Origin of the sequence: Achromobacter sp. Root83 (assembly GCF_001428845.1) — a bacterium.
GTDB lineage: Bacteria > Pseudomonadota > Gammaproteobacteria > Burkholderiales > Burkholderiaceae_B > Achromobacter.
On record NZ_LMIU01000007.1, the window covers coordinates 45702 to 60825 of the forward strand.

Here is a 15124-nt window from a genome sequence, read left to right on the forward strand (position 1 = left end):
AAGCGCGGTTAGCGCTGGGCCTTGTTTTGATCGGCAGGGCTTTGGCCCGGCTGATTCCGGTCCTTATCCATTTGCTGGCCGGATTGACCGGGCTGCTGTTGTCCCGGCTGGTTGCGGTCCTTCGGGTTTTCCTGGGACTGCTGCTTTTGCGGCTGCTTTTGCTGGTCGGGTTGGTTCTGATTGGCCATTACAAGTCTCCTAGTAGGCGGAAACATTCCGCTGAACCCTATAGAGCAACTGGCGTGCCCGGCAAGCCCGCGGCGCGCCCGGCAATCAAGGGTTCAGGGGGTCCGACCCGGACTTGGCAAATCCCGCTTCATCGGTAAAAACTGCACATGCGCGGCCCGCGCTACAGCGTCGCCATCCGGCGCCCGGCCTGCCCCGGCTCGGCGTCCTTCGTGCCGCCGTCGAACGCCTCGATCCATGACGATGCATAGCTGGCGGGCGCAGACAGGGGCTCGCCGCCATCGCGCTGCGTGCGCAGGCGGACCATCAGTTCGTCCAGCGGCATGGGGCGGCCCAGCGAGAAACCCTGTCCATAGCGGCACCCGGCCGCCCGCAGCGCGGGGATATCCGCCACGTTCTCGACCCCTTCCGCCACCACGCGCCATCCCAGGCGGGTCGCCAGTTCCGCGGCGCTGCGCAGGACTTCGAAGGCCACCGCGCTGCGGCGCATCCGCGTCACGAAATATTGGTCGATTTTGACTTCCGACAGCGGAATCGCCGACAGCAGCTTCAGCGACGCATAGCCCGTGCCGAAATCGTCCAGGCTGACTTCGCAACCCGCGTCTTCCAGCCGCAGCAGCGACGCCCGCAGCACGTCCAGATCGCGGATCGGCTGGTCTTCGGTCAGCTCCACGCGCACCAGCGACGGCGGCAGTTCGGCGGCGTAGACGCGATCGAGCAGGAATTCCACCGAGCGCTGGTCCGACAGCGTGGTGGCCGGCGCGTTGATCGCCACCGGCACCGCGACGCCCGCGCGCCGCATCGTCAGCAGCGCGTCGATGACTCGCAGGCAGACGCGTTCAAAAAGCGCCTTGTCGAGTCCGAGGCGGTTGACCGCCGGAATGAACGCCGCGGGCATGATGGTCCCCAGGCGCGGATGTTGCCATCGGGCCAGTGCCTCGGCAGACACGATTCTGCCGGTAAGCAGGTCCACCTGTGGCTGCAGCAGCACGCGCAGGCCATCCCTGCCCGTGACCATGGCGGCGATTTCCGCGTCGTTCACCACCGGGTCCGGGCCTAGCTGTGTGTTCGGCGTCATGTCTGCGCTCCTGTGGCGCCTCTGGTTATGGCCCGCGCGGTCCGGCCATAGTAAAGGCGCTTCGATTCGCCATTCTGCGCCCTCGATGCCGTAAAGTCACACATATGTAACCATCGGTATTAAGGTGCGGAAAAACATGTGTACGCACCCCGTGGACGCCCGCCCCCGTGACGGCAAGAACGCCTTGTCGACATGGTAGGGTTTGCGTCTTTCGCCCCCCATGGGGCGCAACCCCCTGCCCACCCTTCCCCGCGTGACGACTCTGCTTTCCCGCTGGCGCGCCTCAGTGCGCAATGTGCTGTGGCTAGACGCCCTGCAAGCCGCCGCCATCAGCGCGGCTCCCGTGATACTGGCCGTGCTTGCGCACGAACCCCGTCTGGGGTGGACGGCCATCGCCGCATTCTGGGCCTGCTTCGGCGATCCTGGCGGCCCCTTGCGACAGCGCGCGGGTTCCATGCTTGCGCTGGGCCTGATCGGCGCCCTCTTCTGCTTCCTGGCCAGCGCCAGCGCCGCGTACCTGTGGCTGCTGCTGCCATTGACCTTCGTCTGCTGCACCTTCGGCGGGCTGCTGCGCGTGCTGGGGCCCGCCGCGGCCATTGTGGGCACCCTGCTGTCGGCCGGCTTTGTCGTGGCGGCCGAACTGCCCGCCCCCACCTGGCGGGAAAGCCTGTCGTACACGCTGTTCTTCCTGGCGGGCGCCGGGTGGGCCATCCTCATGACGGCGCTGGTGTGGCGCCGCCGCCCCTGGAAGGACGCGACGCATGCCGTCGCGCACTGCTATCGCGGCCTGGCGGACTTTGCCGACGCGTTGTCCGGCCTGTATTCAGGCCTGACGGCCGCCGGCGGCCCGCAGGCCTGGAGCGCCGTCAGCCGGTCTCAACGCGGCGCGCTGCGCGCCGCGCTGGAGGCGGCCCGAGGCCGGATCCGCGAGGTCCAGGACGCGCGCCCGTCGCGCCGCGCCCGCGCGCATCAGTTGCTGTATCTGCTGGATAGCGCCGAAGACAGCTTCATCGCCCTGGTGGCCGTCGCCGACCTGCTGGAATCGAATGCGCCTCGCTGGCTTGGCCGCAGCGCCGGCGCGCACCTGTCGCACGCGATGCACCGTTACGCCAGCGTATGCAACGCCATCGCCAGCACGTCCGACGTCAGCGATGCCAAGCAGGCGCTATGCCTGCGTGAGCGGCTGACGCACTACGCCGCGGGCCTGCACGACCTGCGCGGCGGGGCGACGGCCTACGCGCCCGATCTCGCCACCGTGGTGCCGGTGCTGGACCGCCTGCTGCATACCGCCCAGGCCGTCATGCAGTCCCTGTTCGACGAGGCCGTCACCCCCGCCGCGCCCGCGCAGCGCCCGCGCGGTCCGGGCCGCGCGCGGCAGGCCTGGCGCACCCTGCGCCAGAACCTGCGCTTCGAATCCGACGCGTTCCGCCATGCGCTGCGGGTGGGCGTGGGCGCGACCATCGCCGTCGCGCTGTCCAAGACCTTCGCTGTGAACCACGGATACTGGATGTCGCTGACGCTGGTGTTCATCCTTCAGCCGTATTTCGCGACGACCTGGCAGCGCACCGTGGAACGCGTGGCCGGCAGCGTGGCGGGCGCCATCGGCGCCTCCTTGCTGGGCCTGCTTCTGAGCAGCCCCTTGTCGGTGGCCCTGGCGGTGCTGCCCATCGCGCTGGGCACCTTCGCGGCCCGCACCATCCACTACGCGCTGTTCACCTTCTTTCTGACCTCGCAGTTCGTGCTGGTCAGCCATATCCAGCAGCCCGAGATCTACGAGCCCATGCTGGCCGCGCTGCGCGCCTTCAACAGCGTGCTGGGCGGCATTCTTGCGCTGCTGGTGGGGTTTCTGGTCTGGCCCGAGAAGGAACCCCGGCAACTGGCCGGCGCGCTGACGCGGGCGCTGGAGCGCCACGCCGACTACGCGCTGGCGCTGGTTCGGGAGAAAAGCGGCGGCGACGGCGCGCACCAGGACATCGTGGGCCTGCGCCGCCTGGCCTGCCTGTCCGCGGACAACGCCGAGGCCTCGCTGCAGCGGCTGCAGCAGAACCCGGTGCATCGCGAACGCAATGTGGACACCGCCGTGAACCTGCTCAACGCCCTGCGCCGCATCACCGCCGCCGGCACCGTGCTGGAGATACAGGCGGCGCTGCCCCCCGGATCGGCGGCCGCGCCCGCGCTGCGGGAATACGGCACGGTCTTGGCCCAGGCGCTGCACCCGCGGGCTTCCGAACCCGCGCAGAGCACGCGCGCGCTTGGCGTCCCCCCTGCCGTCAGCGCGGCGGATCCCGCGCTGGCCGCCCCGCTGGACCGCATCGCGCTGCAGGCTCGCCAGATCAGGCAGCTCCGCGAGCGCGTGCAGCGGGAACAGCCGGCGCAATAGCGGCCTGCTTGCGCGATCCCGGCCAAACTGGGGCCGGTTTGACACGCATCAATGGCCCGGCCCCCGTAATGCGCAACCATAGGGCTCAGGACGCTTACACACAAGGAGCCGCTATGTACCGCCGTATTTCCGTACACCTGGACCACGGGTTCGACTGCAAGCGCCGCACCGAGCTGGCCCTGGGGCTGGCCAAGCGCCACAAGGCCGAACTGGTCGGCATCTACGCCAGTTCCGCCCCGCCGCAGTACTACTACGGCGAATCGGTGATGATGTCCCGCACGCTCAGCGTCATGAAGGATTTGCAGGCGCAGAATCGCGGGGCGGTCCAGAACGCTTTCCTGGATGCCGCGGCCGCCGCCGATGTGCCGGCGATCGTCCGCGCCGGCGAGTCCTCGCCCAGCGCCACCGTCGCGCTGTATGGCCGCGCCAGCGACATGATCATCGTCAGCCAGCAGAACCGCGACGACGTCGAAGCCGCCCATGAAAACGAGTTCGTCGAGCAAACCCTGCTATCCGCCGGCCGCCCGGTCATGGTGCTGCCGTCCAGTGGGCACTTCCCCGCCGTGGGCGAGCGCGTCATGCTGTGCTGGGACGGCAGCCGAGAGGCCGCCCGCGCGCTGGCCGATGCGGCGCCGCTGTTGCGCGGCGCCTCCCACCTGGTCGTGCTGACCATGGACGAAGGCGCAGCCACCCGCAACGTCGAAGCGATACCCTTCGAAGATCTGGTCACGTACTGCGTCGCGCATGGCATGCCCGCGCCGGACCACGTGCGCCGCGACATCAAGGGCGTGGGAGTGGGCAGCACCATCCTCAACGCGGCCGCCGACCACAGCGCCGACCTGATCGTCATGGGCGCCTACGGCCACAGCAAGTTCCGCGAATGGGCCATGGGCGGCGCGACCGCGTCCATCCTCAAGAGCATGACCGTACCGATCATGTTCTCGCACTGAGGCGGCTGCGCCGTGCGGCCTCAGGCCGCCACGGCGTGCGCGTCCCGCACCGGCGTCAGCACCGGATTGCCGGAAAAATGCGCCGTGGCGTTGTCCAGGAACAGCGCGACCGTCGCGGCCACGGCTTCGGGCGAACGGCCGGCGCTGTGCGGGGTAAGCACCACGTTGTCCAGCGCGATGAGGGCGTCCGGAATGCAGGGCTCGCCGTCGACCACGTCCAGGGCGGCCCCGGCGATCCGGCGTTGCGCCAGCGCGGCGATCAGGGCCTGCGTGTCGACCACGCTGCCGCGCGCGATATTCACCAGATAGCCGTCGGGGCCCAGGGCGTCCAGCACGCCCGCATCCACCAGGTGGCGAGTGGCGGCGCCGCCGGGCGTGGCCACCACCAGGAAATCGGACGCGGCGGCCAGCGCGCGCGGGGTATCGAAATAGGCGTAGCCGGACTCGGGACGCTCGCGCCGGTTGTAGTAGCCGACGCTCATGCCGAAACCGTTCGCGCCGCGGCGGGCAATCTCCATGCCTATCGTGCCCAGGCCCAGGATGCCCAGGCGCTTGCCGCTGACCTGCGGCCCCATGAACCCGCTCCAATGTCCCTGGCGCACCCACGCGTCGGCCTGGGGCAGCCGGCGCGCCGCGCCCAGCAGCAATGCCATGGCGTGGTCCGCGACCGAAACGGCGTTGGCGCCAGGCCCGTTGGTCACCACGATGCCGCGCGCGGCGGCGGCCGCCAGATCGATGTTCTCGTACCCCACGCCCAGCGAACAGATCAATTCCAGCCGCGGCAGCGCGGCGATTTCATCGGCGCGCAGGCCGGTGGCGCCGCGCGTGAGCACGACGCGGATCTCGCTGGCATGGTCTTGTATGGCTTGGGCCCGCGCTTCGTCGGTGGGCGCGAAAACCGTGCGAAAGCCTCGGTCTTCGATGGCGGGCAGATAGTCCTGAACGCTGTCGATCAGAATCAGTAAGGGAATGCTCATGTCGGGCTGGGGGTTTTTTTTAGGATTGGCTACGAAAAAACCCGCAAATCTTACGCCTGAGCGCGGCGACGCACCACCGCCGCGGCCATGGGCCGATCACCGGATCACCGGATCACCCCGATCGCCCGGAACGGCCGGAACGGCCGGAACGGCCGGCTGCCCGGCGGCCGCGTGGCCACCGGGCAGCCGGCGGACCGCTATAGGCGTCCCATCAGCAGCAGCACGATGAGAACAATGACGACGATGCCCAGCAGGCCGCTGGGGTAATAGCCCCAGCCCTTGCTGTGGGGCCAGGCCGGCACGGCGCCGATGAGCAACAGGATCAGAATGATCAGCAGGATGGTCGACATGGTGACTCCTAGTCTTTATTGGTATGAATTATTCGGCGGCAAACATCCATCAATGCTCGGGCGGCACGATTTCCTTTACAGGCGGCGACAACGGCGGCAGGTCCACGTCCGGCTCGTCCGTATCCGGATCCACCGGCAAATCTCCGGGCGGCGAGCCGGGCGGTATGGGGTCCGGCTTGGGCGGCACGTGTAGTTGCAGGACGGTTTGCATTGCACTCTCCTCTTAAGATCCTGGCCAGGCCGGTGAAACCGGCCCGCAACGATCAGTTCGACAACGTTTGTTGCTGGCAGGGGCACCAGCAAGCCGCGTTCCCGGACCGCAAGGCGCCTGGCGTGGCGCGGGTCCGGGCACGCCGCATGCTGTGCGCGCCCGGCCGCAAGCGCACTTGGAGACCCGATGGACACCCGAACGCACAGAGAACCGGCGTCGCCTGCCTTGGGGGACGCCACGCTGGTCTATGTCGAGGACTCGCAGCCTGGGTACGCCCGGGTGCGGGTCAACGGCAGCACCTTTCATTACCTGGACGCCCAGGGCAAGCGCATCAGCGATGAAGCGGAAATCCAGCGCATCGATGCGCTGGCCATTCCCCCGGCTTACGAGAGCGTGTGGATCTGCGCCCTGGCCCAGGGGCACCTGCAGGCCACCGGCCGCGACGCGCGCGGGCGCAAGCAGTATCGATACCATGCCGCCTGGACGGCCGTGCGCGACGCCGGCAAATACCAGAACCTGCTGACGTTCGGGCTGGCGCTGCCCCGTATCCGGCGGCGGGTGGAACGCGACATGAAGACGTCCGGACTGACGCAGGACAAGGTGATCGCAGTCCTGGTGCGTCTGCTGGAGATCACGCTGATCCGGATTGGCGCGCGCGAGTACGCCCGCGCCAACAAATCCTATGGCCTGACCACGCTCAAGCGGCGCCACACCACCGTGGCCGGCAGCCGGTTGCGCTTCCGGTTCCAGGGCAAGAGCGGCGTGCCCCACGATGTGACCGTCACCGACCGCCGCGTTGCGCGCATCATCCGGCGCTGCCTGGACATTCCGGGGCAGCAGCTCTTCCAGTACCTGGATGAAGACGGCGGCAAGCATGGCGTGGATTCTGGCGCGGTGAACGCCTATCTGCGCGAGGCGGGCGGCGGAGACTTCACCGCCAAGCACTACCGGACCTGGGCCGGTTCGGTGCTGGCCTATGCCGCGCTCCAGGCGCGGTCCCATGCGGATGAACGCCAGACCAAGCAAGAGGCGGCCGACGTGATCAAGCAGGTGGCGCTGCGGCTGGCGAACACGCCGGCGGTCTGCCGGGCGTGCTATGTGCATCCCGCCATCCTGGACGCCTACTTCGCGGGAACACTGCCGCCGCGCGGCGCGGCGCCCGCCGGTCCGCGCGGCCTGAATGCCGACGAACGGCGCCTATTGGCGTTCCTGCATCAGCAGGCGGCGCCCGCGACGGACTCAAAGAATTGATGAGCGCGCGTTCTTCGCGCGCGGCTGGGGCGCGGAGCCGTCGGCCCAATTGGACTCGGTCTTGGTGTCGGCCACGGCGCGCTTGTCGCGCTTTGCCTCATCGGGTGTCCCGGCATCGGGTTTATCCGGTAGCGCGGGCACGTCGACGGGACCGCTGGGCGGCAGTATCTTAGCGTTGTCCGGCGATTGCTTGCCGGAATGCCCGGACACGACGGGCTTCGGTGCGGATGGGGATTTCATTGGTATCTCCTGCCACGGTTCAAGCCTTCATCCTACGGCCTCCAGGCCACCGGAAAAACCGTCAAGACCTTCAAATTGCAAGCGGATGTGCCTGTGGCCGCCTCGCGCGCGCGTTGCCGATCGGCATAGGCTACTCACAAGGAGATGCAATGCGAGACCCAAACTTCGAGCAATGTGTGCAAGCCTGCTATGAATGCGCGGTCGCATGCGATCTGTGCGCTGCCGCTTGCCTGGAGGAAAACGCGACGCGCATGAAGGGCTGCATCAGCCTGTGCACGGATTGCGCGGCGGTCTGCCGCCTGTGCGCCGCGATGCTGGCGCGCGATGGTGAGTTTTCCAACGCGTTATGCACCTTGTGCGCGCTGGTCTGCGACGCTTGCGCGCGCCTGTGCTCCGCGCATGAAGCCGAGCACTGCCAGAGTTGCGCGGCGGCCTGTCTGGGCTGCACGCTGGCATGCAGGGACATGGTCGAGGCCTGACGCCCCGGCCCGCCTCGCGGCCGTCCGGGCCGGTCCGCGTTGGCGCATTTTTCGCCCGAAGTTCAGGAGCTTTCGATGGCCACGACGAATACCCCTATGCCTTCCGATTTTCCCGAGAACGGCCCCGACAATCGTGGCGCCTACCGGCGCTCGCGTCACCCCGAGAGCTGGATCGACGAACTGGAAGCCACGCTGAGCGACACCGGCGCAACGGATCTGGAAGCCTTGAAGGCGCGCTTGTCGGATCAGTTGCAGGCCACGCGGCAAAGCCTAAGAGATGCGTCCGACAACGCCAGTGATCTGATGCGCGAAACGCTGGACTGCACCGAGGAGTACATTCATGCCCGCCCATGGCAGGCGGTAGGTCTGGTGGCCGGCGCGGCCTTTCTGCTTGGCGTCATTGTTGGACGCCAGTAGCCGCGCCGGGGCGTCAAGCGCCGGGCGTCAGCCCGGCTTTTGCGCCTTGTCTTTCGCGTCGCCGTAAGCCGCCTGCGTTTTGCCGGCGACCTTCTGCGCCGTCCCCTTCACTTCGGTGGACGCGCTGCCCGTCGCCTTGCCGGCCACTTCCTTCACCTTTCCGGCGGCTTCGTTGACCCTGCCCTTCACCTGGTCCTTGTTCATGGCTTTCTCCCTTACCGTGCGTTGATGGATCGCGCGCGCCGCCTGGGCGCGGCCGGGCTCTGCAGCAAACATCGTGCCCGCCCTGCGCGGGCACCCCACCGCCGGGAACGGCGTTTGCTTGATCCTGACGCAAAGGCGCACCCCGCGCCGTCCCACGGGAGATTCGCATGAGCAAACCCAAGAGCGCCCAGACCGGCGACCGTCCCCACCCCACGCCACCCATGCCCGGCCAGCATCTGGAAAAGCCGGGCAACGAGGCCGACATGGTGCAGAAGCCCCAGTATTCCGCGCCGGGCTATCAAGGCAGCGGCAAGCTGCGGGATATGGTCGCCATCGTTACCGGCGGAGACTCCGGCATTGGCCGGGCCGTCAGCGTGCTGTTCGCGCGCGAAGGCGCGGACGTGGCGATCGTCTATCTGAACGAACATGAAGACGCAAAGGAAACCAGCCGCGCCGTGCAGGCCGAGGGACGGCAATGCCTGCTGATCCCGGGCGACGTGCAGGATGCCGCATTCTGCAAAGAAGCCGTGGCGCAGGCGGTGAAGCATTTTGGAAAGCTGGACGTGCTGGTCAATAACGCCGCCTACCAGCAGCATACGGACACCTTGCCCGAGATCACCGACGAAAAGTGGGACAAGACCCTGCGCACCAACATCACCGCCTACTTCTACATGGCGCGCGCATCGCTGCCACATCTGAAAGCCGGTGCATCCATCATCAATACCGGGTCGGTGACCGGCCTGCGTGGCAGCGCCAAGCTGCTGGACTATTCATCGACCAAGGGCGCCATCCATGCCTTCACGCGATCACTCGCCGCCAATCTGGCCGAACAAGGCATCCGGGTCAACGCCGTGGCGCCGGGCCCGGTATGGACACCGCTCAATCCCGCCGACCAGAGCGCCGAGGCCATCAAGGCCTTCGGCAAGCATACCGATCTGGGCCGCCCCGCCCAGCCCGAGGAAATATCGCCCGCCTACGTGTTCCTGGCATCGCCGGCGTGCGCAAGCTACATCACGGGCATCGTGCTGCCCATCACGGGCAGCGCGGGGGACTGAACGCCCTGCCCCGGCGTCCGCGCTACTTGGCCGGCACGATCGACGCCGGCGCCTCGCGCGATGCCGGCGACACGGCGGGCGCCTCGCCCTTCACGGCGGGCTGGATCTTTTCGCCGTTGGCGGCCGGCTCGCGCTTGAGCGCGCGGCTCATCGAGTAATGATCCGCCAGCATGGGCAAGGCGCGCGCGGCGAACTCGCGGATCTGCGGATCCTCGGACTCCTTGGCGGCGGTCCCGAACAGGCGATTGGCCATCGCATGCGCATCGAGCGCCGCCTTGTCCACATACAGCTGGTCGAACGCGGCGCCGGTCTTGCCTTGCAGGGCTTCGAGGGTCGCGCGGTCCGGTTCGTCGGGCTCGGCGGGCAGCGCCACCTTCTTGGTGGCCGCCAGGGTTTTCAGCTCCGCATTCAGCGCACGGTGCTGCTCCAGCATCTTCGCCGCGAAGGCTTTGACCTCGGTATTTTCCGCCCGCTTTCCGGCCAGTTCGGCCGCCTTCACCTCGAACATGCCCGCACTGGCGGCGGCCTGCAGGAAGCGGGCATCGGACTCGGCCAGGTCGGCGGCGTAAGAGGCTGCCTGCGCACCTAGCAGCATGGACATGGCGGCCAGCACCGCGAGCATGGGATTGCGTATCTTCTTCATTGTCCTGTCTCCTTGCGTGAGCCGGAACGGCCTCAGTTGGGCGTCGTGGGCGCCTCGACATGCCTGGGCGGGGTCAGGGGATCGAAATCCTGCCACCTGCCCTCCAGCCACCGCCCCTGGGCGCGTTCGATATCGCTGCCGCCGGCCTCGCGCAGCACCTGCCTGGCGAGCGACTCGCGCTGCGGTTCGACATGCAACGCCAGCATGACGCCCGCCGGCCTCACCGCAGGATGCTCGGTCCGGTCGTCCGGCACCGCCCGGCTCCTGCGCTTGCCCCGGCCCACCACCCACAGGGCGCCGGCCAGCGCGCCCAGATACGCGCCCACGCCCGCCGCCGCAACGATGATCAGCACCGGCGCGCCGAGGCGCGCGGCGATCAGCCCGCCCAGCAACGCAAACACCAGCCCCAGGAGCGACGCGCCCGCCACCGCCCCGACATGCCCGCCCTTGGCGTCGGGATCCGCCAGACGGTCTCCGCCCAGCGGGTAACGCGCGTGTTCCCCCGCCGGGCTGACGTAGAACGTATGGATGTCGTCCTCGGTGTAGCCCTCGGCAAACAGCTTCTGCGCCGCCAGAGCGGCCTGATCGAACGTCTGGAACCGTGCTGCGACTATCAAGGACATGGCGGTCTCCTGGTTGATGAACGGCCGACTCGGCAGCAACTTCCATACCCGGCGGCTGCGGCACGGCGCTTGCTGTATCGGCCGCAGCGGCACCGATGCGTAGCCGCGTTCCCCGAGCGCGCCGCGAAGTCCTCCCAGGAGACCGTTATGCCCCGCCCTATGAACCCCGATTTTCCCGATGAAGACAACAGCGGCCGCCCCGACCTGGGGCCCAGCGACTCGTCGGATTCCGCCAGCGACCTGCCCCCGGGCCGGGCGCACACCGACAGCGATTCCCAAGCCACCGGCGAACGCGAGAGCGTGGATCGTGACGAGCGCGACGACGACGGTGCGGATATCGCGCCGGATCGCGTCACGGATGCCGACGACGCCGGCCTTTCCCGCGATGCCCCCGACCCGGTGCGAAATGGCGGATGACCCGCGGATGGCCGCGCCGGATTACGGCGGCCCCGTGCCGGTGGCAGTCCCAGGGCAACGGGTTCTGGAGATGGACATCAGCGGCGGCGAAGACGGTTTCCCCGTGGCGGAGGAAGACGCGCCGGACCTCGCCGCGCCGCCCGCCGCGCGCGGACTTTCCACCCTGGACTGGGCGGCGCTCATCGCCGTGGTGGCCGGAGGGCTGAACTGCGGCCTGATCGCCGCCGTCAACCTGGACGTCTTCGCCAGAATGCTGCCTTATGCGGTGGCCCGGGCCGCCTACGGCCTCATCGGGCTCGCCGCGCTGTACTGCGTGGTGCTGCTGTTCCGCCTGGGCCAAGAGCCCGACTGACAGCGCCACGCGGCTATTTGCCGCCGGGCTGCTTGCCCGGGTACTGGCCACCCTCTTCAAATTCGGCCCCCTTGCGGTTAGGCGTCTTGTCCGACTCGCGCCGGGGCGCCTGCTCGCCGGCATCCGGCTTGTCAGCGCCAAACTGCCCGCTTTGACGGGCGGCCTGCGCGTCATCCTTGGGCACATTGGCCTTGGGTTCTGCCGGTTTGTGATCGCGTTGCGTGCTCATGGTGGTCTCCCGTTGAATAGTCCCGCTTTGCCCGCGCAAGCCCCGTTCCCGGGGAGGCCGGGAACAGCGCTTGCTTAGGCTTCTTCGGGTCCGCCCTATATCGGACCACTACCCAAAGGAGTCAGTCATGAAGCTGTCCAGAACGATTTGCCCCGCTTTTGCCCTGTGCCTGTCCGCCCTGGCGTTTCAGGCATCCGCTCAGGTCGGCACCGGCGCCGTGCGCAGCGACGACCAGATCGACAATCAATACAAGATGGACAAGAAGCAGTGCGACGGCATGAAGGGCAACGCCAAGGACGTCTGCCAAGAGCAGGCCGAGGCTACCCGCGACAAGGCCCGGGCGGATGCCAAGGCAGGCAAGGAAAAGGCTGAAAGCTCGCACGACGCGGCCAAGGCGCGCAATGAGGCCGACTACAAGGTCGGCAAGGAAAAGTGCGACGGCATGTCTGGAAATGCCAAGGACGCCTGCATGGCGAACCTGAAGACCCGCTACGGTAAATAAGCAGCGACTTCAGGCGGATCCCCGGGAGGCGTTTTCGGCCTGGGGATCCTCGCCCGGCAGCACATATCCCGCCGCGGCATATTCCTCGAGGCGGTTGTATAGCGTCTTGGGACTGATGCCCAGCACCGCAGCGGTCTGTTTCTTCACGCCATTGCAACGTTCCAGGGTCGCGAGGATCAGGCGCCGGTCCGCTTCGGCCAGCGTTTCGCCGACGGGCACGCTCACCTGCCCGCTCGCCGCCTCGCCGCTCGGCGACACATGCGGCGCAAGCATGTCGAGGTCCAGGGTGTCGCCGTCGGCCATGATGAACGCGCGCCGGACGAAGTTCTTCAGTTCCCGCACGTTGCCGGGCCATTCGTACTGGGCCAGCGCCGCGCCCGCTTCGGGCGAAAAGTCCTTGGTCTTGCCCGACTCCTGGTTGAGCGCCTGCAGGAACCGCTGCGCCAGGAACAAAATGTCGCTGCCTCGCTCACGCAACGGCGGAAGTTCGACCGGAAAGACGCTCAGCCGGTAATACAGATCCTCGCGCAGCTTGCCGTCCTGGACCGCCTGTTCCGGATTGCGGTTGGTCGCGGCGACGATGCGTATGTCGCAGGCAATCTCGCGGTTGGTGCCGACGCGCATGAACTGCCCCGTTTCCAGCACGCGCAGCAGCTTGACCTGCAGATCCAGCGGCATTTCCGTGACTTCGTCCAGGAACAGCGTGCCGCCGTCTGCCCGTTCGAAGTAGCCCTTGTGCTGGCGGTCGGCGCCAGTGAAGCTGCCGCGTTCGTGGCCGAACATCTCGCTTTCGATCAGGTTGGGGGAAATCGCCCCGCAATTGACGGCGATGAATGGCCGCTGCCGGCGCGGACTGAGTTCGTGGATGGCGTGCGCGGCCAGTTCCTTGCCGGTGCCGCTTTCGCCGATCAGCAAGGTGGTGACGTTGGTCGGCGCCACGCGCCCGATCTGGCGGTACAGTTCCAGCATGCGCTCGGATTTGCCGTACAGCTTGCCGAAGCGCCCCGGTTCTTCGAAGGGCGTGCCGGGCGCGTCGCCGCCGGCGGCCGTCAGGATGCGCCCCAGGATCTCGTTCAGGCGCTCCATGCAGATGGGCTTGACCAGGTAGTCGGTCGCGCCCAGCCGCAGGGCCTGAACCGCGCTGTCGACCGAGCCGTGGCCGGTCATCACCACGACCTCGGCGCTGCTGATCGCCACGTTCTTGAAAATATCCATGCCGCTGCCGCCAGGCAAACGCACGTCCGTCAGCACCAGATCTGGCGCCTGGCGTTCAAGCTGAATCAACGCGTCCCTGACGCTTGCGGCCAACGCCACGGAAAAACCGCTTTCGCGTCCAATTTCCGCCAGCGTTTCGCGAATCGCGTCATCGTCGTCGACGATTAACAGGTGGGGCATGCTTTCTCCGGTATCCCGTCTCAGCACTCAGAATAGTCACTCTGGCCGCATCCGGTGCAAATATTCGACGGATTCCACGAAAGTTTTCGATTGCTTTCAACTGGTCGCAGTCCGTATGCCGCCGGGCATCTACCATGGGCTCATCGGCCCCCTCCCGGGCCAAGGAATCAGCATGGCCAATCGCAACACCGCCGGCCGCGAGGGCGCCCCGCCGTCCCCCGCCGGATTCACCGATGGCAACGGCGTGTCCCCGCAAATGCGTAAGCTGGGCGCCCAGATCAGCCTGGCCGCGGCCACCGACGCCAGCGTGTTCATCATCGGCGAAAGCGGCTCGGGCAAGGAAATCGTCGCGCGCGCCATCCATGACGGCAGCGAACGCCGCGGGCAGCCCTTCGTGGCGGTGAACTGCGGCGCCATCAGCGGCACGCTTGCGCATGCCGAGCTATTCGGCCACGAAAAAGGCAGCTTCACGGGCGCCGTATCGCAGAACGCCGGGTACTTCGAATACGCCAGCGGCGGCACGCTGTTCCTGGACGAAGTCACCGAAATGCCGCCGGACATGCAGGTCCACTTCCTGCGCGTGCTCGAAGCCGGCACGTATCAACGGGTGGGCGGCTCAGACCTGCTGCGCGCCAACGTGCGCATCATCTGCGCCAGCAATCGCGACCCGGCCGCGTCGGTGGCCGACGGACGCCTGCGCCAGGATTTCCTGCATCGCCTGCTCGTGATACCGCTGCGTGTGCCGCCCCTGCGCGAGCGCGGCGATGACGTGCTCTTGCTGGCGCACCAGTTCCTGGACACCCTCAACGCCCAGCACGGCACCCAGAAGACATTTTCCGCCCATATGCTGGACGCCATGGCGCGGCATGACTGGCCAGGCAATGTGCGCGAGCTGCGCAATGTGGTTCAACGGGCGTACATCCTGTCGGACGTTCAGGTAGACGCCGATCTGCTGATCCGCGCCCGGGGCGCGCACCACGCCGAGGTTCGCGATGGCGCCTTGAATTTTCCGGTGGGTATGCCGCTGGGGCGGGCGCAGCGCGAGTTCATCCTGGCCACGCTGGCGCACCATGCCGGCGACAAGCGCCTTGCCGCTGAAACGCTGGGCGTCAGCCTGAAGACCCTGTACAACCGGCTGGAAGTTTACGAAAAGAACGAGCCGGGCACGGCGGCCTGAGCAGTTCT

At 67.5% G+C, this 15124-nt stretch carries 21 protein-coding genes; 10 read left to right on the top strand and 11 right to left on the bottom strand.

Features of this window, described 5'->3' with window-relative positions; genetic code table 11:
• Positions 1-8: 8 nt before the first annotated feature.
• Together ASE30_RS09395 and ASE30_RS09400 are read right to left on the bottom strand one after the other, a co-directional pair.
• Positions 9-188 (bottom strand): hypothetical protein, encoded by a 180-nt coding sequence (locus tag ASE30_RS09395; protein WP_057284042.1) that lies wholly within the window; start codon positions 186-188, stop codon positions 9-11.
• 161 nt (positions 189-349) lie between these two features.
• On the bottom strand, positions 350-1264 hold the full coding sequence (locus ASE30_RS09400; protein WP_057284043.1) for an EAL domain-containing protein: 915 nt from the start codon (positions 1262-1264) through the stop codon (positions 350-352).
• Positions 1265-1517: 253 nt separating this feature from the next.
• Here ASE30_RS09400 and ASE30_RS09405 point away from each other — a divergent pair, with 253 nt between their 5' ends.
• On the top strand, positions 1518-3644 hold the full coding sequence (locus tag ASE30_RS09405; protein ID WP_235515237.1) for an FUSC family protein: 2127 nt from the start codon (positions 1518-1520) through the stop codon (positions 3642-3644).
• A gap of 113 nt (positions 3645-3757) precedes the next feature.
• Positions 3758-4594, top strand: coding sequence for a universal stress protein (locus ASE30_RS09410; protein ID WP_057284045.1), 837 nt, complete (start codon positions 3758-3760; stop codon positions 4592-4594).
• A 20-nt stretch (positions 4595-4614) separates the two neighbouring features.
• On the opposite strand, the gene ASE30_RS09415 is transcribed toward ASE30_RS09410, so the two are convergent.
• The 3 genes from ASE30_RS09415 to ASE30_RS29255 all read right to left on the bottom strand — a co-directional run bounded on the left by ASE30_RS09415 (position 4615) and on the right by ASE30_RS29255 (position 6132).
• Positions 4615-5571, bottom strand: a complete 957-nt coding sequence (locus ASE30_RS09415; protein ID WP_057284046.1) for a 2-hydroxyacid dehydrogenase — start codon at positions 5569-5571, stop codon at positions 4615-4617.
• Between the two features lie 197 nt (positions 5572-5768).
• The gene (locus ASE30_RS28465) at positions 5769-5921 is read right to left on the bottom strand and encodes a DUF3309 family protein (protein WP_008165865.1); all 153 of its coding nucleotides are present in this window, start codon (positions 5919-5921) and stop codon (positions 5769-5771) included.
• Positions 5922-5970: 49 nt separating this feature from the next.
• A complete protein-coding gene (locus ASE30_RS29255; RefSeq protein ID WP_171662524.1) occupies positions 5971-6132 on the bottom strand; it encodes a hypothetical protein in 162 nt (53 codons plus the stop codon).
• A gap of 186 nt (positions 6133-6318) precedes the next feature.
• On the opposite strand from ASE30_RS29255, the gene ASE30_RS09420 reads away from it, so the two are divergent.
• Positions 6319-7383 (top strand): DNA topoisomerase IB, encoded by a 1065-nt coding sequence (locus ASE30_RS09420; RefSeq protein WP_057284047.1) that lies wholly within the window; start codon positions 6319-6321, stop codon positions 7381-7383.
• Here ASE30_RS09420 and ASE30_RS09425 read toward each other — a convergent pair.
• Entirely contained in the window at positions 7372-7623 is a 252-nt protein-coding gene (locus tag ASE30_RS09425; protein ID WP_057284048.1) for a hypothetical protein, read from the bottom strand. The two genes, ASE30_RS09420 and ASE30_RS09425, sit on opposite strands and share 12 nt — an antisense overlap.
• Before the next feature lie 149 nt (positions 7624-7772).
• On the opposite strand from ASE30_RS09425, the gene ASE30_RS09430 reads away from it, so the two are divergent.
• Both ASE30_RS09430 and ASE30_RS09435 read left to right on the top strand, forming a co-directional pair.
• On the top strand, positions 7773-8102 hold the full coding sequence (locus tag ASE30_RS09430) for a four-helix bundle copper-binding protein (RefSeq protein ID WP_057284049.1): 330 nt from the start codon (positions 7773-7775) through the stop codon (positions 8100-8102).
• 75 nt (positions 8103-8177) lie between these two features.
• Positions 8178-8519 (top strand): YqjD family protein, encoded by a 342-nt coding sequence (locus ASE30_RS09435; protein ID WP_057284050.1) that lies wholly within the window; start codon positions 8178-8180, stop codon positions 8517-8519.
• 27 nt (positions 8520-8546) lie between these two features.
• Here the strand turns inward: ASE30_RS09435 and ASE30_RS09440 are convergent, their stop codons facing one another.
• Positions 8547-8723 (bottom strand): CsbD family protein, encoded by a 177-nt coding sequence (locus ASE30_RS09440; protein WP_057284051.1) that lies wholly within the window; start codon positions 8721-8723, stop codon positions 8547-8549.
• Between the two features lie 167 nt (positions 8724-8890).
• On the opposite strand from ASE30_RS09440, the gene ASE30_RS09445 reads away from it, so the two are divergent.
• The gene (locus tag ASE30_RS09445) at positions 8891-9778 is read left to right on the top strand and encodes an SDR family oxidoreductase (protein ID WP_057284052.1); all 888 of its coding nucleotides are present in this window, start codon (positions 8891-8893) and stop codon (positions 9776-9778) included.
• A gap of 22 nt (positions 9779-9800) precedes the next feature.
• Here the strand turns inward: ASE30_RS09445 and ASE30_RS09450 are convergent, their stop codons facing one another.
• Together ASE30_RS09450 and ASE30_RS09455 are read right to left on the bottom strand one after the other, a co-directional pair.
• Positions 9801-10421 (bottom strand): DUF4142 domain-containing protein, encoded by a 621-nt coding sequence (locus tag ASE30_RS09450; RefSeq protein WP_057284053.1) that lies wholly within the window; start codon positions 10419-10421, stop codon positions 9801-9803.
• 32 nt (positions 10422-10453) lie between these two features.
• Positions 10454-11044, bottom strand: a complete 591-nt coding sequence (locus tag ASE30_RS09455) for a hypothetical protein (protein ID WP_057284054.1) — start codon at positions 11042-11044, stop codon at positions 10454-10456.
• A 147-nt stretch (positions 11045-11191) separates the two neighbouring features.
• On the opposite strand from ASE30_RS09455, the gene ASE30_RS09460 reads away from it, so the two are divergent.
• Positions 11192-11461, top strand: coding sequence for a hypothetical protein (locus tag ASE30_RS09460; protein ID WP_057284055.1), 270 nt, complete (start codon positions 11192-11194; stop codon positions 11459-11461).
• The gene (locus ASE30_RS09465) at positions 11451-11813 is read left to right on the top strand and encodes a DUF378 domain-containing protein (RefSeq protein ID WP_235515238.1); all 363 of its coding nucleotides are present in this window, start codon (positions 11451-11453) and stop codon (positions 11811-11813) included. The genes ASE30_RS09460 and ASE30_RS09465 overlap by 11 nt, the downstream gene beginning before the upstream one ends.
• Before the next feature lie 13 nt (positions 11814-11826).
• Here the strand turns inward: ASE30_RS09465 and ASE30_RS09470 are convergent, their stop codons facing one another.
• On the bottom strand, positions 11827-12042 hold the full coding sequence (locus tag ASE30_RS09470) for a hypothetical protein (RefSeq protein ID WP_057284057.1): 216 nt from the start codon (positions 12040-12042) through the stop codon (positions 11827-11829).
• 127 nt (positions 12043-12169) lie between these two features.
• Here ASE30_RS09470 and ASE30_RS09475 point away from each other — a divergent pair, with 127 nt between their 5' ends.
• Entirely contained in the window at positions 12170-12544 is a 375-nt protein-coding gene (locus ASE30_RS09475) for a hypothetical protein (protein ID WP_057284058.1), read from the top strand.
• A gap of 9 nt (positions 12545-12553) precedes the next feature.
• Here the strand turns inward: ASE30_RS09475 and ASE30_RS09480 are convergent, their stop codons facing one another.
• Positions 12554-13939: a sigma-54 dependent transcriptional regulator gene (locus ASE30_RS09480; protein WP_057284059.1), complete on the bottom strand. Its 1386-nt coding sequence runs from the start codon at positions 13937-13939 to the stop codon at positions 12554-12556.
• A 172-nt stretch (positions 13940-14111) separates the two neighbouring features.
• On the opposite strand from ASE30_RS09480, the gene ASE30_RS09485 reads away from it, so the two are divergent.
• Complete coding sequence (locus ASE30_RS09485) at positions 14112-15116, top strand: sigma-54-dependent Fis family transcriptional regulator (protein WP_082601538.1); 1005 nt, start codon at positions 14112-14114, stop codon at positions 15114-15116.
• The last annotated feature ends 8 nt before the right edge of the window (positions 15117-15124 follow it).